20 protein-coding genes are annotated in these 21,662 nt (G+C 41.5%); 10 read left to right on the top strand and 10 right to left on the bottom strand.

Features of this window, described 5'->3' with window-relative positions; translation table 11 throughout:
• The first annotated feature begins 113 nt into the window (after nt 1-113).
• The 5 genes from tusD to ACUR5C_RS06460 all read left to right on the top strand — a co-directional run bounded on the left by tusD (nt 114) and on the right by ACUR5C_RS06460 (nt 2,397).
• Nucleotides 114-512 (top strand): sulfurtransferase complex subunit TusD, encoded by a 399-nt coding sequence (gene tusD, locus ACUR5C_RS06480; RefSeq protein ID WP_454467544.1) that lies wholly within the window; start codon nt 114-116, stop codon nt 510-512.
• A 46-nt stretch (nt 513-558) separates the two neighbouring features.
• Nucleotides 559-912: a sulfurtransferase complex subunit TusC gene (gene tusC, locus ACUR5C_RS06475; protein ID WP_454467543.1), complete on the top strand. Its 354-nt coding sequence runs from the start codon at nt 559-561 to the stop codon at nt 910-912.
• A 42-nt stretch (nt 913-954) separates the two neighbouring features.
• Nucleotides 955-1,284, top strand: coding sequence for a sulfurtransferase complex subunit TusB (gene tusB, locus ACUR5C_RS06470; RefSeq protein ID WP_454467542.1), 330 nt, complete (start codon nt 955-957; stop codon nt 1,282-1,284).
• A 4-nt stretch (nt 1,285-1,288) separates the two neighbouring features.
• Nucleotides 1,289-1,627: a TusE/DsrC/DsvC family sulfur relay protein gene (locus ACUR5C_RS06465; protein ID WP_454467541.1), complete on the top strand. Its 339-nt coding sequence runs from the start codon at nt 1,289-1,291 to the stop codon at nt 1,625-1,627.
• A 179-nt stretch (nt 1,628-1,806) separates the two neighbouring features.
• Complete coding sequence (locus ACUR5C_RS06460; protein ID WP_454467540.1) at nt 1,807-2,397, top strand: MlaC/ttg2D family ABC transporter substrate-binding protein; 591 nt, start codon at nt 1,807-1,809, stop codon at nt 2,395-2,397.
• A 57-nt stretch (nt 2,398-2,454) separates the two neighbouring features.
• On the opposite strand, the gene serS is transcribed toward ACUR5C_RS06460, so the two are convergent.
• The 6 genes from serS to lrp all read right to left on the bottom strand — a co-directional run bounded on the left by serS (nt 2,455) and on the right by lrp (nt 9,473).
• Nucleotides 2,455-3,738: a serine--tRNA ligase gene (serS, locus tag ACUR5C_RS06455; protein WP_454467539.1), complete on the bottom strand. Its 1,284-nt coding sequence runs from the start codon at nt 3,736-3,738 to the stop codon at nt 2,455-2,457.
• Nucleotides 3,739-3,799: 61 nt separating this feature from the next.
• Nucleotides 3,800-4,195, bottom strand: coding sequence for a fluoride efflux transporter CrcB (gene crcB, locus ACUR5C_RS06450; protein ID WP_454467538.1), 396 nt, complete (start codon nt 4,193-4,195; stop codon nt 3,800-3,802).
• A gap of 109 nt (nt 4,196-4,304) precedes the next feature.
• Nucleotides 4,305-5,669, bottom strand: a complete 1,365-nt coding sequence (locus tag ACUR5C_RS06445; RefSeq protein ID WP_454467537.1) for a replication-associated recombination protein A — start codon at nt 5,667-5,669, stop codon at nt 4,305-4,307.
• Nucleotides 5,670-5,692: 23 nt separating this feature from the next.
• On the bottom strand, nt 5,693-6,409 hold the full coding sequence (gene lolA, locus ACUR5C_RS06440) for an outer membrane lipoprotein periplasmic chaperone LolA (RefSeq protein WP_454467536.1): 717 nt from the start codon (nt 6,407-6,409) through the stop codon (nt 5,693-5,695).
• A gap of 208 nt (nt 6,410-6,617) precedes the next feature.
• On the bottom strand, nt 6,618-8,921 hold the full coding sequence (locus ACUR5C_RS06435) for a DNA translocase FtsK (protein WP_454467535.1): 2,304 nt from the start codon (nt 8,919-8,921) through the stop codon (nt 6,618-6,620).
• A 78-nt stretch (nt 8,922-8,999) separates the two neighbouring features.
• Entirely contained in the window at nt 9,000-9,473 is a 474-nt protein-coding gene (gene lrp, locus ACUR5C_RS06430; protein WP_454467534.1) for a leucine-responsive transcriptional regulator Lrp, read from the bottom strand.
• A 167-nt stretch (nt 9,474-9,640) separates the two neighbouring features.
• On the opposite strand from lrp, the gene ald reads away from it, so the two are divergent.
• The 3 genes from ald to trxB all read left to right on the top strand — a co-directional run bounded on the left by ald (nt 9,641) and on the right by trxB (nt 12,649).
• Nucleotides 9,641-10,759 (top strand): alanine dehydrogenase, encoded by a 1,119-nt coding sequence (gene ald / locus ACUR5C_RS06425; RefSeq protein ID WP_454467533.1) that lies wholly within the window; start codon nt 9,641-9,643, stop codon nt 10,757-10,759.
• Between the two features lie 273 nt (nt 10,760-11,032).
• Nucleotides 11,033-11,569: a DUF2058 domain-containing protein gene (locus ACUR5C_RS06420; RefSeq protein ID WP_454467531.1), complete on the top strand. Its 537-nt coding sequence runs from the start codon at nt 11,033-11,035 to the stop codon at nt 11,567-11,569.
• Between the two features lie 126 nt (nt 11,570-11,695).
• Nucleotides 11,696-12,649: a thioredoxin-disulfide reductase gene (gene trxB, locus ACUR5C_RS06415; RefSeq protein WP_454467530.1), complete on the top strand. Its 954-nt coding sequence runs from the start codon at nt 11,696-11,698 to the stop codon at nt 12,647-12,649.
• An 86-nt stretch (nt 12,650-12,735) separates the two neighbouring features.
• Here trxB and ACUR5C_RS06410 read toward each other — a convergent pair whose 3' ends face one another.
• Nucleotides 12,736-13,389, bottom strand: a complete 654-nt coding sequence (locus ACUR5C_RS06410) for a flagellar brake protein (protein WP_454467529.1) — start codon at nt 13,387-13,389, stop codon at nt 12,736-12,738.
• 109 nt (nt 13,390-13,498) lie between these two features.
• Here ACUR5C_RS06410 and ACUR5C_RS06405 point away from each other — a divergent pair, with 109 nt between their 5' ends.
• Complete coding sequence (locus ACUR5C_RS06405; protein WP_454467528.1) at nt 13,499-14,872, top strand: SLC13 family permease; 1,374 nt, start codon at nt 13,499-13,501, stop codon at nt 14,870-14,872.
• Nucleotides 14,873-14,888: 16 nt separating this feature from the next.
• Here ACUR5C_RS06405 and ACUR5C_RS06400 read toward each other — a convergent pair whose 3' ends face one another.
• Nucleotides 14,889-17,192 carry a xanthine dehydrogenase family protein molybdopterin-binding subunit gene (locus tag ACUR5C_RS06400; RefSeq protein ID WP_454467527.1) on the bottom strand — a complete coding sequence of 768 codons (2,304 nt, stop codon included), beginning with the start codon at nt 17,190-17,192 and terminating at the stop codon, nt 14,889-14,891.
• Between the two features lie 338 nt (nt 17,193-17,530).
• On the opposite strand from ACUR5C_RS06400, the gene ACUR5C_RS06395 reads away from it, so the two are divergent.
• A complete protein-coding gene (locus tag ACUR5C_RS06395) occupies nt 17,531-18,961 on the top strand; it encodes a high affinity choline transporter 1 (RefSeq protein ID WP_454467526.1) in 1,431 nt (476 codons plus the stop codon).
• Between the two features lie 19 nt (nt 18,962-18,980).
• Here the strand turns inward: ACUR5C_RS06395 and ACUR5C_RS06390 are convergent, their stop codons facing one another.
• Together ACUR5C_RS06390 and lpdA are read right to left on the bottom strand one after the other, a co-directional pair.
• Nucleotides 18,981-20,075 carry a polysaccharide deacetylase family protein gene (locus tag ACUR5C_RS06390; RefSeq protein ID WP_454467525.1) on the bottom strand — a complete coding sequence of 365 codons (1,095 nt, stop codon included), beginning with the start codon at nt 20,073-20,075 and terminating at the stop codon, nt 18,981-18,983.
• A 102-nt stretch (nt 20,076-20,177) separates the two neighbouring features.
• Entirely contained in the window at nt 20,178-21,596 is a 1,419-nt protein-coding gene (gene lpdA / locus ACUR5C_RS06385; protein WP_454467524.1) for a dihydrolipoyl dehydrogenase, read from the bottom strand.
• Nucleotides 21,597-21,662: the final 66 nt, after the last annotated feature.

The raw sequence follows: 21,662 nt of genomic DNA, 5'->3' as shown, positions 1-21,662 counted from the left end.
AGAGATTAGACCAGTTGTAAATTTATTCAATTTAACGTAAAAACTTGAATAAAAACCTTGCTTGCTCGAAAATTAGCACGAAATCACTTAACTTAAACTATTTGGCTAAACCAATGAGCAAACCGATATCCCTATTAGTAACCGGCTCACCTAATCATTCCCAAGCTCATTTGTCTGCACTTGAATACTGTAAAGCCGTGAAAGCTAGCCAACATAAAATTGAAAGTGTGTTTTTTTACCAAGACGCGGTCCTGGTAGCCAACCAACTAGGGCTAAAACCAACTGATGAAACTAACCTTTTACAACGTTGGAAAGAAGATTCCCAACAACAGGGCTATGAATTACAAGTTTGTGTGGCTGCAAGCAATCGTCGCGGCGTGATTTCACATGAAGAAGCACAAACAAATCAACTTAACTGCCATAACCTTGATCCGCAATTTAAAGTCGTCGGCCTTGGGCAATTAGCGGCACTGATGGCAAATGATACCCACACCTTGGTTCATTTTAAGTAAAATTGAATTTTAGCCAGCCAAACATAACTAGGAACATTCATTTCTGATGAGCACCAGCATAGTAATAGAGTCGCCACCATTTAGTCGAATTAGCGCTAAAGAAGGCGTTGACTTAGCTTTAGTATGTGCGGCATTTGAGCAATCGGTTAATTTGATATTCGTCGACGATGGAGTTTATCATTTACTCAATGCTCAAGATGACTCAGCTTTTCCAGATAAAAACCACGATAAGCAGCTGAAATCGTTAGAGTATTACGATATAGACAATATTCTAGTCGAAACCGAGAGCCTTCATTTTCGAGGGTTAGAAATTGCCCAGTTAATCGACAATGTAACTGCCCTTTCCAATGCAGAGATCAAAGCCCGAGTGAGCGAAAGCGATCAATGCTTAGTCTTTTAAACCTTAACTAATAAAATTTGACCTGACTTATTGTGAGTTACTATGCCGTTATCCAGTAAATCTAAGATGCACTATCAATTACACATAGTTAGCACTAGCTTAACTCAGTGCGAGTTACAATCTTTTCGAAAACGCTTATTTGAAGCACAAGATCAGATAGTTTTTATTGGAGATGGCGTTAATAACTTAGTCAACACAAGCACAGCAAACATTATTGCAACAATTGATGCGCCTAAATTTGCCGTCGCTAATGATGTTCAATGCCGAGGCTTTAATACGCTTTTAGCGACAACCGCAGTGTCATGTGAGCTTATCGATTATAAAACACTGGTAAAATTAACCATTGAATCACGCAAAAACATTAGTTGGTAACCCCATGAGCCCTCAAAACAGTCAACTTCCTGATTCCATTAAAACTGACGCACAAGGCTATTTAATCGATCCAAATCAATGGGATGAAAACATTGCAGCGATCATTGCAAAACAAGAATCAATTGAGCTAACAAATGATCATTGGCAGGTGATTCGATATGTCCGCCAATTTTATTTGGAATTTAACACTAGCCCTTCAATTAGACCCTTAGTGAAATATCTCAGTAAGCTTTTGCCTGCCGAAAAAACCGGTAGCTTATATTTACAAATGCTCTTTCCAGAAGGCCCCGCCAAACAAGCCACTAAAATAGCAGGGCTGCCTAAACCGGCACGGTGTACCTAAAATCTAGACTCATTATCCTTTAAAATGCTTAAAAAGCGCAATCAGCGCTCAAATTCAGTTAGGGTTCATCATTTTTACATAATATAACGACTTAGCTACACCGCGAGTGTAATAATTCTGTTAAAATTGCGTCAATTACCTCACCAGTCGCAGTAAAAGCTTATCTAATGGAGATAAAAATGAAAAAGTTATTTGGCCTGCTGTTGATCCTAAGCACAGTTAGTTTTGCTCAAGCAGACACCGATCCGTCTACCTATTTAAGAGGTATAGCGGATAAAATGATAGCCGATGTTGAAAAGAATAAAGCCGCTTTAAAAAGCAACCCACAGCTAGCAGAAAAGCTGGTTAAAGAAAACCTACTCCCTGTCATCGACAAAGAAAGCTTCTCTGCAAAAACCTTAGGCTCTTCTACATGGGACTCTATGAACGATAAGCAGAAGCAACTTTTTATTGATGGTTATATTAATAGAGTCATTAACAAATATGCCAAAGGGATCTCGTTATACGATGGCCAAGCTTTTGAGTTTGAGAAAGCACTCATTAGTAAAAAATCAGGTAACGCAAGAGTAAAAAGTGAAATGAAGCAAAACGGTGCTGAGCCGCTCGCCATTTACTACTATTTAAGTAACGAGTCTGGAAAATGGCTAATCTATAATATTAACGTTGCAGGCACCGATATGAGTAAAAGCTACCGTAATCAGTTTTTACCGCGTTTAAATGAAGTTGGATTAGAGCAATTTTTAAAAGAGCTCAATAGCCCAGAAAGTTAACCGAAAAAGTCGAAAAAAAAACGCCGTTAAGGCGTTTTTTTTTGCTTATAAGAGTCACTACCCAATAAAGTCGACTTTCATATATGGCTTTAAAACTTCAGGAATTTTAACTTTGCCATCGGCAGTTTGGTAGTTTTCTAAAATAGCCACTAAAGTTCTTCCAACAGCTAAACCAGACCCATTAAGCGTATGTAGTAATTCGGGGCGGCCAGTTTCACTTGAGCGGTATCTTGCTTGCATTCTGCGCGCCTGAAAATCGCCCATGTTGCTACAAGAAGAAATTTCTCTATAGGTATTTTGTGCTGGCAACCACACTTCAATATCAAAAGTTTTAGTGGCGCCAAACCCAATATCGCCACTGCACAAAGTCACTGTTCTATAGGGTAACTCAAGCAGCTGTAGAATTTTTTCTGCATGACCTGTCAGTTCTTCTAATGCTTGCATTGAATTTTCAGGCTTAACCATTTGAACCAGCTCAACTTTTTCAAATTGGTGTTGGCGGATAAGCCCTTTCACATCCTTTCCGTAAGAACCAGCTTCACTTCTGAAACAAGGCGTGTGCCCAGTTAAGCGAATTGGCAGCTCTGCTTCATCAATAATTTCATCGCGTACCAAGTTGGTTAAGGGGACTTCAGCCGTTGGGATCATATACAACGGCTTATCGTCTTGAGTGGTACCTTGAACCGCAAATAAATCTTCAGCAAATTTAGGTAATTGAGAAGTACCATAGAGGCACTCTGGATTAACTAAAAATGGTACATAAGTCTCTTGATAACCATGCTGCTCGGTGTGAGTATCTAGCATAAACTGGGCTAAAACTCGGTGTAGTTTTGCTACTCCAGCATGCATCACAGCAAACCGAGAACCACTCAATTTTGCCGACGCCGCAAAGTCTAAACCATTAATCGCTTCGCCAATTTCAGTGTGGTCTTTAACTTCAAAGTCAAACTGTGGAATTTCTCCCCACTTTCTTACTTCAATATTATCGTCTTCACTTTTTCCAGCGGGAACGCTTTCATCAATTAAATTTGGCAAGCCTAAAAAAATATCATTTAACTGATTTTGAACGCTTTCAAATGCCGCTTTAGCTTCATCTAATGACTTTCCAAGATCAGCTACTTCATCTAATAACGGCTGAATATCCGCACCCGAAGCCTTAGCTTTTCCGATTGACTTGGAACGGCTATTTCGTTCGTTTTGTAACTCTTGCGTTTTCATTTGCAAGGCTTTACGTTGCTCTTCTAGGCTTAAATAGGCTTGCTTATCAAACGTGGCCCCGCGTTTTGCTAAATTCGCAACAACCTGCTCTAAGTCAGTCCTAAATAATTTTGGGTCGATCATGGATTAGTCCAAATAGTTGTTATTAAAAGTCGGTGTAAGTTATAAATATTAAAGTGTCTATTTAATTGGCAGCTATTCTACCACCAACCCACGCGCCAAAAAACACACAAATTAGGCAGAGTAAACAATTTAGTAAAATATTTAACCCTAGTCGCCAACTTTGGCCTTGATTAAATAGCACTAAGGACTCTAACGCAAAAGCTGAAAATGTTGTAAAAGCACCTAAAAATCCCGCGAAAAAGAAAAGTTGCTTGCTAGTGTCCCAGTGAGTTCCGCTATTTTCAAGCCATGTGTAAACAAGCCCTGCGGCAAAGCAACCCGAAGTGTTAACAATTAAAGTGCTGAGCGGAAAACTACTCGATGATATAAGAGGCAAAAGCTGCTTTATTGCATAGCGCGCAACGGCACCTAGCGCTCCACCTAATGCGAGCATTAATAAAGGGGCAATTTTTAGCATGGTCTGTTCCAGTTATTCAATAGCAGCCTTAAATCAAAGCAAAGTTAACAATACGCATTTTAATTAGCCGAGCATGTTTATTCGATGAAAACGCTTATTGTTAAGTCGCTTACTTTAAGTCGTTAAGCTTTTTTAGTTTTTCTGCAATCTGCTTTTCTAGGCCTCGATCGCTCGGTTGATAATACTGCGCCGAGTGCTTATCTTGCGGTAAATAAGTTTGCCCTGCCGCGAACGCATTTGGTTCATCGTGATCATAGCGGTAGGCCGTGCCGTAATCTAAATCTTTCATTAGTTTTGTGGGGGCATTTCTTAAATGTAAAGGGACTTCGTAACTTGGCTCTTGCTTTACTTCCGCCATACACTGTTTGAACGCCCGATATACCGCATTGCTTTTGGGTGCTGCAGCTAAGTAAACAATCGCTTGAGCAACCGCTAGTTCTCCTTCTGGACTACCTAAACGTTGCTGTACATCCCAAGCATTAATGGCAATTTGTAATCCTCTTGGATCAGCATTGCCAATATCTTCACTTGCCATTCTTACTACGCGACGAGCAATATACAAGGGATCACAACCACCATCTAACATGCGGCAAAACCAATATAGTGCTCCGTCTGGGTTAGAGCCACGAACCGATTTATGCAAGGCCGATATTTGATCGTAAAATGCCTCACCGCTTTTATCAAAACGCCTCGTTTCACCAGCTAACAGCGCTTTAATATGTGACTCGTCGATGACTGGCTCAATACCTTGTTGAGGCTCGATTAAATCTGCCGCCATTTCTAATAGATTAAGTAACCGCCGCGCATCACCGTCTGCCATTTTAATCAGCGAATCGCGCGCTGTCTCGGTCACACTTAAACTCACTTTTTCAGTGTTAAGTAGTTCATCTTTTAGTGCTCTGTCTAAGACTTTTTGCAAAGCTTTGTGGTCAAGCGATTTAAGCACATAGACTCTAGCTCGACTTAATAATGCGTTGTTTACTTCAAAAGATGGGTTTTCTGTAGTTGCTCCAATAAAAATAAAGGTACCATCTTCAACATAAGGTAAAAATGCATCTTGTTGTGATTTATTGAAACGGTGGACTTCATCGACAAATAACAAAGTCTTCTTCCCTAACGCCTGCTTTTGCTTAGCTTGTTCTACCGCTTTACGAATATCTTTAACACTACCAAGTACAGCACTAATGGCAATAAAGTGACAATCGCAACTGGCGGCAATTATTCGAGCCAGTGTGGTTTTACCGGTTCCAGGCGGCCCCCAAAAAAGCATTGAATGCAACTTACCCCGATTGATGGCTTCATAAAGTGGCTTCCCAGGCGCAAATAGATGCTCTTGGCCTGCATAATCGATTAAGCTGGTTGGGCGCAGCCTTGCAGCTAAAGGAACGGACAAATCAACAGACCTAGCTGAGTGCGACGGCGCTTTGTTTAATTCGTTTTCAGCAGCAGGCTCTGTCTCAAATAAGTCGCGCATAGACAATACTTTAACCTAAATTCCTATTCGTCAATTGGCGTTCGTGAATCAACAATATCGACACCTTCAGGTGGAACAAACTTAAACAGACTGTCTTTTAACGGCTGATTCATTTTAATCTGACTAAATTGAACGCTGGTTTTTTGACCTAAAGTATCTTGCATTAAAATCTCTATTAAACGCTGCTCTTCGAATAACAGATTGACTGACTCAAAAACACTATCCTTTGAGAGAGGTTTCAGCAGAAAAAGCTGTTTGTTTTTATTATCATTTAAAGGGTGAACTGAAATTTGATAACTCTTTTGTAAAGTTGCTGCGTCACTAGTCATTAATAATAAAGGTGAATCGGCTAGCATTGTAGATTGGTTTTGAATAGTTACTTGCTCTAGCTCGGGATCATAAGTCCACATATTTTCACCGTCGGCAACGATTAACTGCGGAAAAGTTTCTGTAATTTCCCAACGAAATAAGTTAGGCCTTTGAATCGAAAACTGTCCACGACTTTGATCGACAACTTGACCTAAATCATTGCTAACTTTTTGCTCAAAGGTCGCTTGGTAAGTTGTTAAATTTGCTAAATTATTAGCCAAAATAGTCGCTGCTGGCTGCTCTGATGCCGCAGCATGACTAATCGCCATAATGGCCAAACACCCTGCAGTAAAAACTGTTTTTACCAAACGAAGTGGCGTAACGGCCAAACTTACTTGATTGAAAAGTTGGAACTTAAATGAACTTAACATTGATAAAAGCCTTTTATTTAAATAATGCTTAACGTCTTTATTCACGCTGTGTAGTAACCTTTGCTTAATAGAAACTACTGATTGGGTAACCAATAATTATCGCGTCTTTGGTTAACATTTTTCATCTACAATTATTGGCGCCTAGCCTGAATATAAAATGAACCTGTCATGGCTGCTTACATATTAACAATTAAGCTAAGCGCGCCTGTTATACCTTTGGCGGCGGAGGCGCTATAACTTCTCTAGAACCATTAGATTGCATTTCGGTGACAATTCCGGCTGCTTCCATTTCTTCAATCATTCGAGCCGCTCGATTATAACCAATTTTTAAGCGACGCTGAACGCCAGAAATTGACGCTTTACGAGATTCAGTGACAATTGCTACGGCTTTATCATAAAGCTCATCTTTTTCTGCGGAATCATCTGACTCGTTTGGAAATCCTGGAACTTCGACTTCTGCAGCACCATTTAGAATAGAGTCTTCATAAACCGGTTCACCACGTTTTTTCCAATCACCTACCACTCGATGCACTTCATCGTCATCTACAAAGGCGCCATGTACACGAATTGGAATACTCGTTCCGCCCGGAAGATATAGCATATCCCCTTGCCCTAATAACTGTTCTGCGCCCATTTGGTCGAGAATAGTCCGCGAGTCAATTTTAGATGAGACTTGAAACGCAATGCGAGAAGGAATATTTGCCTTAATAAGCCCAGTGATTACGTCGACAGAAGGACGCTGGGTGGCTAGCAAAAGGTGAATTCCCGCTGCACGCGCTTTCTGAGCAATTCGCGCTATAAGCTCTTCGACTTTTTTACCGACTATCATCATCATATCGGCTAACTCGTCAATAACAATGACAATCTTGGGTAGCTCGCCTAATTCAGGCGCTTGCTCTTCCATTGATTCTTCTGCTTTCCACAGAGGATCAGTAATTGCTTCACCACGTTTGCGCGCATCTCTAATTTTGCGATTGTAACCGGCTAAATTCCTAACCCCTAGCGCCGACATTAGCTTATAGCGTCGCTCCATTTCTGCAACCGCCCAGCGTAACGAGTTTGCTGCTTCTTTCATGTCGGTTACAACTGGCGTTAATAAATGCGGAATACCTTCATAGACAGACAGCTCAAGCATCTTTGGATCAATCATAATCATGCGCACTTCTTCAGGCGATGATTTGTACAAGATACTCACAATCATTGCATTTAAGCCAACCGACTTACCCGAACCAGTGGTTCCGGCGACTAACAAGTGAGGCATTTTCATTAAATCGATCACTGTGGGAGCACCCGAAATATCTTTACCTAACGCCATAGTAAGAGAAGATTTAGAATCATCAAATTCGCGGCTAGCAATAACTTCTTTTAATCGAACGATTTCACGATTTTCGTTAGGAACTTCAATCCCAATATAAGGCTTACCTGGAATAACCTCAACCACACGCACACTCGTTGTTGCCATTGAACGGGCTAAATCTTTGGCTAAATTACTAATACGTGCCACTTTTACACCCGCGGCTAAAGAGAGTTCAAATCGAGTAATTACTGGGCCAGGATGAACCGCAACGACTTGCGCTTCAACTTTAAAATCAGCCAATTTAAGTTCGACCAAACGTGACATTGCTTCTAATGACTCATCAGACATTCGCTGAGTTTGGGCCTTTGGCTCATCTAATAAACGCACCGGAGGTAGCTCACCTTCTACCGGCAAATCATCAAATAGACTCGCTTGTTTTTCTTTTTCAGTGCGAATACTCGGCTCAATTTTTGGCTGCTCTTTGGCAATTTTAACCGGCTCGCGCTTTTCAATTTTAACTTTTTCTTGTTTAAAAACAGTTTCTCTAGCTTGCTTAATTTGCTTTTGGTTTTTGCGGTCTTTCATTGCGTCGAGTAAATCAATCGACTTTTGGGTCATCCACGCAAAACCTTGCAAAGTCCATTTACCTACCCAGTCCATTAATTGAAACCAAGAAATGCCGGTAAACAATGTCATCGATGCAAAAAAAGCCGCCAACATTAATAAAGTAGCGCCCACTGGATTAAACCAGCCCACTAACAGATCGGCCAAAAGTTTGCCAAAGATGCCACCGGAATAATAAGCGTTTTGCATTTCAGGATCGGCAAAATGTTGAGCGGAAATAGCGGCGCCCAAAAGTAAGGTTAAAATAAACCCAAAAATACGGAAGCTCCAAAATGCTAAGCTATTAGGTAAAGTGTTATTGCGCTCTCTAAATACCAAATAACCAGAATAAAGCACCATAAATGGAAATAGAAACGCCAAATAGCCAAATAAATGCAGTAATCTACTTGAAAACCAAGCCCCAGCTTTACCACCCGCATTTTGATATTCTGAATTAGTCGTTACACTGGTCCAGCCGTTATCTTCAGGAGAAAAGCTCCACAGGGATATAAATAAAAATATCGCGATTGCGATAAGTAGAATAAATCCGCCCTCTTTCATTCTAACCATTAGAATACTAGCGACTTGTTGTTTATCGACTTGACTATTCATCAACGAAAATTACCCTTAAAAACGCCTTTCTGGTTACTTTTATTATTATGTAATCCACTCAAAATGATTGATTTATTTTTATTGAGCAGGAATTTGAATCGTGGTTGTTTCTTTTACTTCTTCCATTACCACATAAGTTCGTGAACCGCTCACGCCCGGTAATGTCAGTAATGTCTCACCGAGAAGTTTTCGGTAGTTTTTCATATCGGCGACCCTCGCTTTTACCAAATAGTCAAAATCGCCTGAGACAAGATGGCACTCTAACACCTGCGGCAAATCAATAACAGATTTTTTAAAGTCATCAAATACGTCTGGTGAAGTGCGTGAAAGGCGAATTTCAACAAAAACTAACAGTGCTGCCCCAACCTTATGCGGTGCAACTTGTGCTGTATAACCTGTCACATACCCGTTTTTTTCAAGCCGTTTTACTCTTTCTAAGCAAGGCGTTGGGCTTAACCCTACTCGCCGTGAGAGTTCCACATTGGCGATACGGCCATCTTTTTGTAGTTCACGTAATATAGCGCGATCAATTCGATCTAAATCACTTAACATGGAAGCCACCAATAGAATTTTCCTCTAAATAATATACAGTAAAAAGATAATAACACTATAAACCCTCAAATATAAGTGAGTTATTCTACATATCTAGCGCTATACTAGCGCAAAATTTTTCAAGCACAATAATTGAGCCCGTCTCATCCTTTTTGGAGGTTTTAAAAATGTTAATCGGTGTACCAAAAGAGATCAAAAACCATGAATATCGAGTTGGCATGGTTCCAGCCAGTGTCCGTGAGGTTGTAAGTCACGGGCATCAAGTGATTGTTGAAACTAACGCGGGTATTGGCATTGGTTTTACCGATGAAGACTATATTGCAGCCGGTGCAGAAATCAAAAACTCTGCTGAAGAAGTTTTTGCTCAAGCCGAAATGATTGTAAAAGTCAAAGAGCCTTTAGCAGAAGAGCGCGCTCGCTTAAGAGAAGACCAAATCTTGTTTACTTACCTGCATTTGGCGCCTGATTTACCACAAACCAAAGATTTAATTAAAAGTAAATCAATTTGTATTGCCTATGAAACCGTTACAAGCCACACAGGCGCTTTACCGCTACTAGCACCTATGTCTGAAGTTGCTGGGCGAATGTCAATTCAAGCCGGCGCCCAGTGTTTAGAAAAATCTAACGCTGGCCGTGGTATGTTACTCGGTGGTGTTCCAGGTGTTGCTCCTGCCAAAGTCGTTATTATTGGCGGTGGCGTTGTCGGCACAAACGCAGCACAAATGGCTGTTGGTATGGGCGCTAACGTGGTTATACTCGACCGTTCAGTTGATGTTCTTCGTCGCTTAGATGCACAATTTGGTGCCAAAGTAGACACGGTTTTTTCAAGTAAAGACGCTTTAGAACAGCACGTACTTTCCGCCGATTTAGTCATTGGTGGCGTGTTAATACCTGGCGCTGCGGCACCTAAATTAGTTTCTGCAGAAATGATCAGCAAGATGAAACCTGGTTCGGCTGTAGTTGATGTAGCGATAGACCAAGGCGGCTGCTTTGAAACCTCTAAAGCAACCACACACGCAGACCCTACTTATATTGTTGACGAAGTAGTGCATTATTGTGTTGCCAATATGCCGGGCGCTGTACCCCGCACTTCAACCTTTGCTTTAAATAACGTGACTTTACCTTATATTTTGAATTTAGCGAACAAGGGCTATAAAGCAGCACTTGAAGCCGACAAACATTTAGCCAATGGGCTTAATGTATACAAAGGAATTGTGACTAACTTAAGTGTCGCTGAAAACCTTGGTTACGAGTTTGTTGAACCAATGGATGCGTTAAATTTATAAGCATTTAGTTATTTATAAAGCGAATGTGATTTTAAAGCCCTGTTTACAGGGCTTTTGTCGTTTGGCGCATTAAGAAGTCTTATTTCGATTGAATTTAGCTTATAAAGCCACAATAATAGTGCGCTATCGAACAATATAAACTTTTCGGTGTAATTTATCGGGCCGGCTCAATATAATTTGCGAGCTCAATGTATTATTCTGCAGGTTGATAGGCATAATTAATACGGCACTAACTTCGCGTTAAAAGTTAACAACTAAGTATTAGGAAAAACCATGGCTTCTTTGCAAGAGCAATTACTAAAAGCGGGCTTAACCACGAAAGATAAAGCCAACAAGGCGAAAGGCGAAAAGCGCAAACAAAATAAATTAAAGCGTAAGCAGAAAGACAGCAGCTTAGATCAAAGCAAGCTAGCCGCCCAGCAAGCCCTAGAGCAACAAGCGCAGCGTGCACGCGAGCTAAATCAAGAGAAAAATGCTCAAGCAGAGCAAAAGGCTATTGTTGCTCAAATCAAGCAACTGATTGAGTCTAACCAACAACCACTTGGCGAGCCCGTAATAAGCTTTAACTTCTCTGACCAAGGCGCTATTAAAAAGATTGAAGTGTCAAACTTAGTTCACAAGCATTTAACTCAAGGTCAGTTAGCCATAGCTAAGCATTTACAGGGTTATGCGCTAGTGCCTAAAGTTATTGCTGAAAAAATTCAACAAAGATCGAATGACTTTATCATATCTCTTAATGAGTCAACTCTTGAACCGGCAGAAGATGATCCCTATGCGGAATATCAAATTCCGGACGATTTAATGTGGTAATTGAATCATTATAGATAATTCCTATTAGGTTGCACTTGTCTGAAACGGCAAAGCCTCCTAAAATCGCTGCATTAAAATTTAAGCAACTTTGCTTTCCCCTAACAATTAAGACAATCGGAGTTTTTCATGTCTCAATCTCGTCATTGTAAGTTACTCATTCTTGGTTCTGGACCGGCTGGCTATTCGGCAGCAGTTTATGGTGCGAGAGCAAACCTATCACCAGTCATTATCACCGGAATGGAAAAAGGCGGTCAATTAACCACGACAACCGATGTTGATAACTGGCCAGGCGACAATGAAGGCGTGCAAGGACCAGAATTAATGGATCGAATGGAAAAGCACGCGCTCCGCTTTGGTACAGAAATTATTTTCGATCATATTCATACTACGGATTTGAGCCAACGCCCTTTTACTTTAACCGGTGATCAAGGCACTTACACAGCAGATGCACTGGTCATCGCAACCGGCGCTTCAGCAATGTATTTAGGACTTGAGTCAGAAGAAGCGTTTAAAGGAAAAGGGGTTTCAGCCTGTGCTACCTGTGATGGCTTTTTCTATCGTAATAAAAAGGTTGCGGTTATTGGCGGCGGAAATACTGCAGTTGAAGAAGCCTTATATTTATCCAACATTGCTTCAGAAGTTCATTTAGTACACCGCAGAGATACTTTAAGAAGTGAGAAAATCTTACAAGATCACTTATTTGAAAAGGCTGAAAACGGTAATATTAAGCTACATTGGAACAACACTTTAGATGAAGTACTTGGCGATAATATGGGCGTAACCGGTATTCGGATTAAAAGCACACAAGACGAGTCAACCCAACAACTTGATCTTGAGGGTGTTTTTATTGCCATTGGACATAAACCCAACACCGATATTTTTGCTGGCCAACTAGAAATGGAAAACGGCTATATCAAAGTAAAAAGTGGGCTTCAGGGAAATGCCACGGCAACCAGTGTTGAAGGTGTTTATGCTGCAGGGGATGTAGCAGATCAAGTCTATAAACAAGCGGTAACTTCAGCAGGTATGGGTTGTATGGCGGCGTTAGATGCGGAAAAGTTTTTAGATGCTAACAGCTAATTTAATAATTCACTAAAGTTAAAATAAATTAACTTTGTAGCCGAGTCACATAGTAGCGGTGTTTAACGACTATGTGACTTTAGGCTTTATATCATGTGCAAACTACGTAACAACTCCTGATAAACAAAGCCTCGCAAACTTACCATGTCTTCTTCGTCGATTTCGTCAATATTCACGCCATAAGTGAATAATTTGGCTTCTTCATCTTCTTTTAAGTAAGTCACTTCCCCTTGAAAAGTAATTAATCGCTCAATTTCTTCAAGAAACAATTTCATTGTAATATTTAAGTGATTACCTTTGTGTGCAATTTTAGTATTAGTTTCTATTCGACCACCAGAGCAACTCATGTTCATCATACGACCGGTCAGCGCCGGTGAATTATGAGTTTTGTTAATAATAGTGACCGCGATATCTGTTGAAACTCGAACTTCTTTTCGCACCTCTACGGTTTGAACTTCTTTGGGTATTTCTAAATGAAGATAAGGGTAAGGCTGCCCTCGAGTAGCGATTACCCGGGTAGTAAAGCCCGACGCGACATTTTGCGCAACAAACCTTAAGGTAACAAGCTGCCCTTCCCTAACGAAAATCATTTTATCTTCGCCAGAACGAGGCGCAGAGACAATCACGCTGCCTTTAGGGTTTATCCCAAAAAACTTCACCGGATAACGGTGCGCGGCATTTTCACCGATTTGCAACTGCATACCGTTTCCGGCGGCTAAACCAAGCTCTTCAATTCTCATTTTGTACCCGTTGGTTTCAAATTAACCCCTTTACTTTGAAGGTTTTCAACGCCCTCCGTTAAGTGTAGACTTAATTTATATAAAAATTAAAAATCTTATGCTGTAATCGATGAAAAATATTAAAAGTCTAGCTTTGTGGGTCACTCCACTACTCAGTATTGCGTTGGGAGTCAGTTTAACTTCTACTGGCTTTAGCCGTGAAGTAGCCATTGTTGCGGGGGTGACTTTATTATGTGCCATTTGGTGGATAACCGAGCCAATTCCTATCCCCATTACTTCTTTAATTCCGCTGGCGGTTTTCCCAATGACAGGTGTACTTAACTCAAATCAGGTTGCGCAAGCATATGGACACCATTTAATCTTATTATTATTAGGCGGCTTTATTCTTAGCCAATCTATGGCCTATTCTGGCGCGCACCGTAGAGTCGCTTTAATTATGGTCAACTTGTTTGGCGGAGCTTCGCCTAAACGCCTAGTGATGGGATTTATGGCGGCGGCAGCATTATTAAGCATGTGGATATCCAATACCGCCACCACCTTAATGTTATTGCCAGTCGCGTTAGCAACTTTAGAAGCAAGTCAAAATGCAAAACTTACTACCACCTTATTGCTCGGCATTGCTTACGCGGCTAGTGTGGGCGGCATAGGTACGCCCATTGGCACTCCCCCAAATGCTTTATTTTTATCTACCTACCAAGAAGCGACAGGAATTAGCTTAAGCTTTTTTGACTGGATGAAATGGGGAGTCCCATTGGTCGTGGTGTTTATTCCTATTATGATGTTATGGCTAACTCGCAATATTGATTCGAAAGTTCGTATCGAAGTACCCGCTAGTGGCGCTTGGAGTTTAGTTGAAAAACGGGTGATGTGGGTGTTTGCAGTAACGGCGCTATTATGGATCACAAGACAAGAACCATTCGGAGGCTGGCGCGAATTAACAGGCTTTTACGGAGCAACTGACGCTAACGTTGCAATGCTAGCCTGTTTAGCCCTATTTATTATTCCCGATGGTAAGCAAGGCAAATTACTCGACTGGAAAACTGCAAACCAAATTCCATGGGGCGTTTTATTACTCTTTGCTGGGGGGATTTGTATTGCCAAAGCATTTTCTAGCAGCGGGCTTTCTAACATTATTGGTGAACAGCTTAGTGCAGTAACTTTATTGCCTGTGGTACTGCTAATCATGGTAATCGCGTTTACGGTAACTTTTATGACCGAAATGACAAGCAACACAGCAACCACCGCTTTACTAATGCCCATTTTAGCTTCTGCCGCGCTAAGTGCAAAAATAGACCCTGCACTTTTAATGGTGCCAGCGGCAATGAGTGCAAGCTGCGCATTTATGCTTCCTGTCGCTACCGCACCTAATGCGATTGTCTATGGAAGTAACCGAGTACCAATACAGCAAATGGTCAAAAATGGATTGGCGTTAAATCTTGCAGGTACCTTACTCATAACAATGGTTTGCTACTTATTTATTTAAAGTAACCTGCCAGTAATCAAATAACGCCTGCGGTTAGCTGATCGCCAATAGGTAAATGTCTTATCCTTTTACCGGTAGCTTTAAAAATCGCATTAGTTAATGCTGGCGCCACCGGAGGTAAAGGAATTTCCCCGACGCCAGTTGGTTTATCATCCCAAGGAAGCAGGTGAGTCTCAAAATCAATGGGGATTTGATGCATTCGAGCGATTGGGTAAGTATCAAAATTAGACTCTTGAATTTGCCCTCCAGCAAGGGTCACGGCTAAACTTAACGCAGTGCTAAGCCCGTCAATAGTCGCACCTTGGAGCTGTGCCTTTACCGCATCAGGGTTGACCACCAAACCGCAATCCATGGCGGCAACAATCCTATTAATTTTGAGTTCGCCGCTCTTTGTCACGCTTACCTCAATCGCATGAGCCGCGTAACCTCCAAAAGTAAAATGACAGGCAAGTCCTACACCTCGACCTTTAGGCCTTGGCTTTGAATAGTCTATTTGCTGAGCCACATATTTAAGTAGCTTGGCGAGTCTGCCAGGATTGAACGTGGGCCCACCATGCCCCTCATATTTTAATTCTCGCGGCTCCCCTAATAACTTCAATCTTAAGGTTAGCGGATCTTGCTTGGTTTCAAAGGCGACTTCATCTAGAAAACTTTGTATTGCAAATGCATTAGCAGTATGCGCTGGTGCTCGCCAACTACCTCTAGGTACTCCAGACTGCACCGAGAAATATTCTAAACAAAAATTGTCTAATATATTTGCAGGGAAATCATCTGGGTAAAGCTCAGCTTTCCAGTAATCTGACTCTGCTACATTGGCGCGACGGTAATACTTACTCGCACTGGCTAAACTGTGTTTCCATGCACTAATATTAGATTCGTGGTCGACAGCAGCAGTTAATAAATGCTTACCCGATGGCCGATAAAAGTCATGCTGCATATCATCTTCTCGCGACCAAACTACTTGAATAGGCAGCCCTGTTTTCTGGGCAATGAGCGCGGCTTCAACAGCATAATCGACACTTAAACGCCGCCCGAAAGCGCCGCCAACACGAGTCATTTCTATATTAATGTTTTCTCTAGGAATATTGGTTGCGGCATGCACGGCTCGTGACACACCAGAAGGCATTTGCGTAGGTACAATGATTTTACAATAGTCCGATTTTATCTCGGCAAAACAATTTTGAACTTCAAGCGGTGCGTGGGCAACAAAAGGCACGAAGTAATTTCGTTTGATTACTTTGGCGGCTTTTTTAAATGCCGCTTCGCAGTCGCCATCGTTCCTCACGCGCTGACCTTGGCCCGCCAAAAGCTGGTCACATTGGGCGATAAAAAATGCTGACGATTCGTTTGAATGCGGCCCATGATGCCATTGAATTTTCAACTTTTGCTTAGCTTGCATTGCGGCCCAAGTTGTTTCTGCCACTACCACCACCGCTTCAGCTAAAATATGGTAGGGTTCGCCGGCTTTAGGCCCTGCCAACTTAAAAATATCGATGACACCGGCTACTTTCATACTCTCGCTACCATCAAAAGACTTTACCTGACCATCTAAATACGGGCTGCGAGCTAGCATGGCTATTTTTGCTTGCTGTGGCGCAGAGTCGATTCCAAAGCGCACTTGTCCAGTAACAATCTTTTCCAGCTCTAATTGACGTTGCTCTTTTCCAATAATTGAATGTTTAGCTAACGGCTTAAGTTTTGGCGCTTGCTCTGGTAAGGGCAGCTTCGCGGCAATTCCCACCAACTCTGCATAACTTAGCGATTGGTTAGTTTTCTGGTTTACCACTTGGCCTAAATGGCAGTTAGTATTCTCGACCTTAATATTCCATACGTTTGCTGCAGCTAGTTGTAACAATAAGCGTGCCGAAGCACCAACTTCTCGCATACTGACCCAGTTATTAGTCAAACCGGTACTGCCGCCTACCCCTTGCCCGCCATACTTCCAGGCGTAACCTTTTGCGTTTTTTACAATTCCTAGCGGCATTTGTTTAACCGTAACATTTTGCCACGCTACTTCTAGTTCTTCTGCAATTAGCATTGGTATAGTCGAGCCGATCCCTTGGCCTATTTCTGGCTGGTTATTACCAATAATAACTTTGCCTTGTGGGGTAATTTCGACAAAAAAGCCTATTCGCTCTACTTCACGAGAAAAATAAGCCGTTTGAGTTAAATCACGCTTATCAAATGCGTTAGCTTGCTGAGCTAAACTAGCTACCATCAAGCCGCCACTTGCGGTTAAACCTGCACAAATAAAGTCGCGACGACTTATTAAATCGCTGCGGAGAGTTGTTTGCCGCGTCTTATCGAGTGTGTCACGCATAAGAATTCCTTATTACAATGAGGGATTGAACTAAATGCCCGCGATATAACCTACCAAACTCTCTTATAGTGAACAGACTATTTAAGCTTATTGGAGTTAAATTTGCGACTAACTCCTAAATTTACCTGCTCGCATCGACGCCATAAAGTGAGCTTAATAACACAGCAGGGTTGAAAATCAGTACCTTTCCCCTATAAATACTAAAAAATAATGCAAAATATGAAAAAATTTCTCGCCAAAATCTAGCTTTCTCTCTTATATTAGCGCATCTTTTTTTTAGTGCGTGTCTATACCAGCTAATCGCTCGACCGTACGCTTTTTAAGAGGCTTAAAAAAGCATGTTAGTCGCTTTCGTTTCTGTTTATTTAATGATTTCTATTAGCATCGGTATTGCCGCAGCACGCCGCGTAAATACAACTAAAGATTACGTTACCGCGGGCCGTCAACTCCCCCTGATGGTAGTAGTCGCGATGGTATTCGCAACTTGGTTTGGTGCCGAAACTTTGCTTGGTATGCCCGCGAGCTTTATTGCTGAAGATTTGGGTGCGTTAATCAGTGATCCTTTTGGTGCTGCTTTCTGTCTGATCTTTTTTGGTTTATTTTTAGCACGACCACTTTACCGAAAAAATTTACTCACACTAGGTGACTTTTATCGCAACCGCTTTAGTCAACCAGTAGAAATAAGTGTGTCTATCGCCATTGCTATTTCATACTTAGGCTGGGTTTCTGCTCAAGTAACCGCGCTGGGTTTGGTCTTTAACATTCTAAGTCTCGACACTTTGCCAGTTTCAGCAGGTATCGTTTTAGGCGCGGCGATTGTATTGCTCTACACTTTATTTGGCGGCATGTGGTCGGTGGCAATCACCACATTTATTCAAATGATTGTCATAGTGGCAGGCTTATTTTGGATTACGCATCTCGTTTCTGAGCAAACTGGTGGCTTTAAAACAGTTTGGGAGCACGCGCTAAACCACAACAAGTTTAATTTTTGGCCCGACGCCAATTTCGCCGCCATTGTTACTTTTGTTGCCGGCTTTTTAACTATGGCTTTAGGCTCCATTCCGCAGCAAGATGTTTTTCAACGAGCCAACTCTGCTAAAAATGAAAAAATTGCAGTATGGGGCACTGTTATTGGGGGAGTTACTTATTTTTTCTTTGCCGCCATTCCCATTTATCTTGCTTACTCCGCGTTTATTATTGCGCCAGAAATGAGTGCACAATTGTCGCAAAAAGATCCTCAACTCGTGTTACCTTCGCTAATACTGAACCACCTACCCGTGTCGGCCCAAATTATCTTTTTTGGTGCACTACTCTCGGTCATTATGAGTACTGCTAGTGGTACGTTGTTAGCGCCATCGGTCACCCTCAGCGAAAATGTTTTAAAACCCTTGCTACTAAAACGTCATATTAGCGATCTTAAGCTATTAAAAGTCATGCGCTTTACCCTGTTTGGGTTTGCGGTTTTGGTAACAGCCTATGCGCTTTGGGCAAATCAATCCAATACAAGTATTCACGAACTGGTGCAAAACGCTTATAAGGTCACTTTAGTGGTAGCACTAGTCCCTTTAATCGCGGGAATTTATTGGCCAGCAGCAAACAATAATGGTGCTTTATGGGCAATTATTATTGGCTGTATTGCTTGGGGTTGTGCCGAAATGTTTTTGAACGAAACTGCACTACCGGCACATTTTTATGGTTTTTTCGCCGCCATTATAGGAATGCTTGCAGGAAGTTTATTGAAACCAACTAGTCGGCTAGAAAGCGCTTAAACACCACTAGAAAGTGGTGTTATTCAGAATACCACTTTCCATTGGGTAACTTTTTAATCCAAACCACAGAGTACCAATAATAACCTCCTTGTTGAGGTGATTTTGCAGTGCAGTTATATTTAGAGCGACCCGCATTTAGCGGTTTATTCGGTTCAAACAGCAACGACTGTCCTTCAACTGTTTTCTTTAACCGCCCTTGGCCCGATAGATAACACTGTACATCTAACTTAGCAAAATCTTGTTTTAAAGTTAACTTTAACTTAGGCCGAGTAACCCCATCCGCTAGAACTATATCTGTAAGCAACTCTCCACTCTCTGCATAACTTTGAGTGCTTTCTAGCGGCATAGGCAAAGTGTTTACTTTAAGTTTAAAATCTTCTAAATCACCATATTGGCCACCAAACGGAAACCGTGGAATGCTAGTTAATTCAACACCAGAACCTACTGCTCCAGAATTTTGGCTAAAGGCAATATAACCAAGCTTACTGACTAACTGCTTTAATGCAGAATTCCACTCGCCAAATGGGTAGGCAAATATTTTTAAGTCTTGATTAAACTGCTCATGAATAAAAGTTTCTACACTTAATATTTCATCTTTTATTCGCTTTACATAAGCTTGATCAGACTCGACCCCTTGGTCAGTTTGAAGTTTACGAATTAAGTGGGCATGAGTAGCACTGTGATTGCCTAACGTTGCACCATTTTTAACCAGCTCTTTCAGTTGCTTTGTGGTCATAAATTGGGGCAGCTTTTGGACTATCGGTTGCGTATTGATAAATACCGTAAACGGATACTCAAACTCCTTTAAAATCGGCAAGGCGTTTTCATAAATGTTTTGATAGCCATCATCGAAAGTGATGACCACTGACTTTTTAGGTAATGGCTGTCCTGTTTTAAGCGCCTTTACTAGTTCAGCCATTGAAATGACATTAAATTCCTGATGATGCAGGTAAAGCATATGCGCTTTAAAAAGCTCTGGCGAAAGACTAGTCGCTTTGGGCGTGTCGTTAGATATATGGTGGTACTGTAAAATGACGGTTGCTTGAAGTAGCCCTGGCATTAGCAGCATAACAAATAGCAAAAATAGACTGACTATTTTTAATCTAACTGCCATTTTTATTCTCCTACTTTAATACTAAAAAGCCCCTAACCAAACAGTAAGGGGCTCAAGTTTCTCTACAAACTTAGGTAAAATATTAACCCATATTAAACCGGTTTATTTTTTACGCGCTGGTGGTAAGTCTGTGCAAGTTCCTTCATAGGCTTCAGCAGAAAACGCTAGCGACTCTGAAAGCGTTGGATGAGCGTGTACAGTTAACGCAATATCTTCTGCATCACATCCCATTTCAATAGCTAAGCCAGCCTCGCCAATTATTTCACCTGCATTAATCCCAACTACTGCCGCACCAATAATGCGATTGGTTTTTTTATCGTAAATGCTCTTCGCAAAGCCTTCAGTACGACCAGCGCCAATAGCACGACCACTGGCTGCCCATGGGAAAGTCCCCACGCCAAAGTCAATGCCTTTTTGTTTGGCTTCTTTTTCGGTTAGGCCAACCCAAGCAATTTCTGGATCAGTATAAGCGACACTAGGAATACATTGTGGTTCAAACGCGTGCTTTTTACCGGCAATAACTTCTGCTACTACATGCGCTTCGTGAGTCGCTTTATGCGCTAACATTGGTTGCCCAACTAAGTCACCAATTGCATAAATATTAGGAACATTAGTTCTTAACTGCTTATCAACTGCAATAAAGCCACGCTCGTCTACGTTAACCCCAGCTTTTTCTGCATCAACCAAATCACCATTCGGACGACGACCTACAGCTGACAATATTTTGTCGTAACGAACGGGCTCTTTAGGCGCTTTTTTGCCTTCAAAGGTAACGTATAAACCATCATCTTTGGCTTCAACTTTTGTCACGCTAGTCTCTAGCATAATAGCGTTATACTGCTTGCTAACAAAACGCTGAAACGGCTTTATAACATCTTTATCTGCTGCTGGAATTAACTGATCGGCCATTTCAACAACGTCAATACTACTACCCAAAGCGCGATATACGGTTGCCATTTCTAAACCAATAATACCGCCACCTAGAATTAGCATTTTTTCAGGAACATTTTTAAGCTCCAACGCGCCAGTAGAATCAACAATACGATCATCTTCTGGTAAGAAAGGTAACTTAACTACACGCGAACCAGCAGCGATAATGCAGTTTTCGAAGTTGATGGTTTTAACATCGTCATTCCCTTCAATTGCTAGGGTATTTTTAGAAGTAAACTTTGCCGTGCCTTGAACCACTTTCACTTTACGCATTTTAGCCATGCCAGCTAAACCTTTAGTGAGCTGACCGACTACACCGTCTTTGTATTCGCGAATTTTATTTACATCAATTTTTGGCTCTCCAAAAGCAACACCATGAGATTCCATGCTTTTAGCTTCGTCAATTACTTTGGCAGAATGTAACAAGGCTTTAGAAGGAATACAGCCAACGTTTAAACATACGCCGCCTAAGGTTGAATACTTTTCAACTAAAACTACATTAAGACCCAAGTCGGCCGCGCGGAACGCAGCTGTATAGCCACCAGGGCCTGCGCCAATTACCACAACCTGCGCTTGAATGTCATTACTCATAGTGCTTTCACCTTTTCAAATTAACACAGGCCTTGTTAAAAGGCCTGCTTAGTCTATTTGCTAACC

This window comes from Aliikangiella aequoris (genome assembly GCF_053709105.1).
The sequence above is the reverse complement of the archived record's forward strand: the minus strand, read 5'-3'. Positions and strand labels throughout refer to the sequence as shown.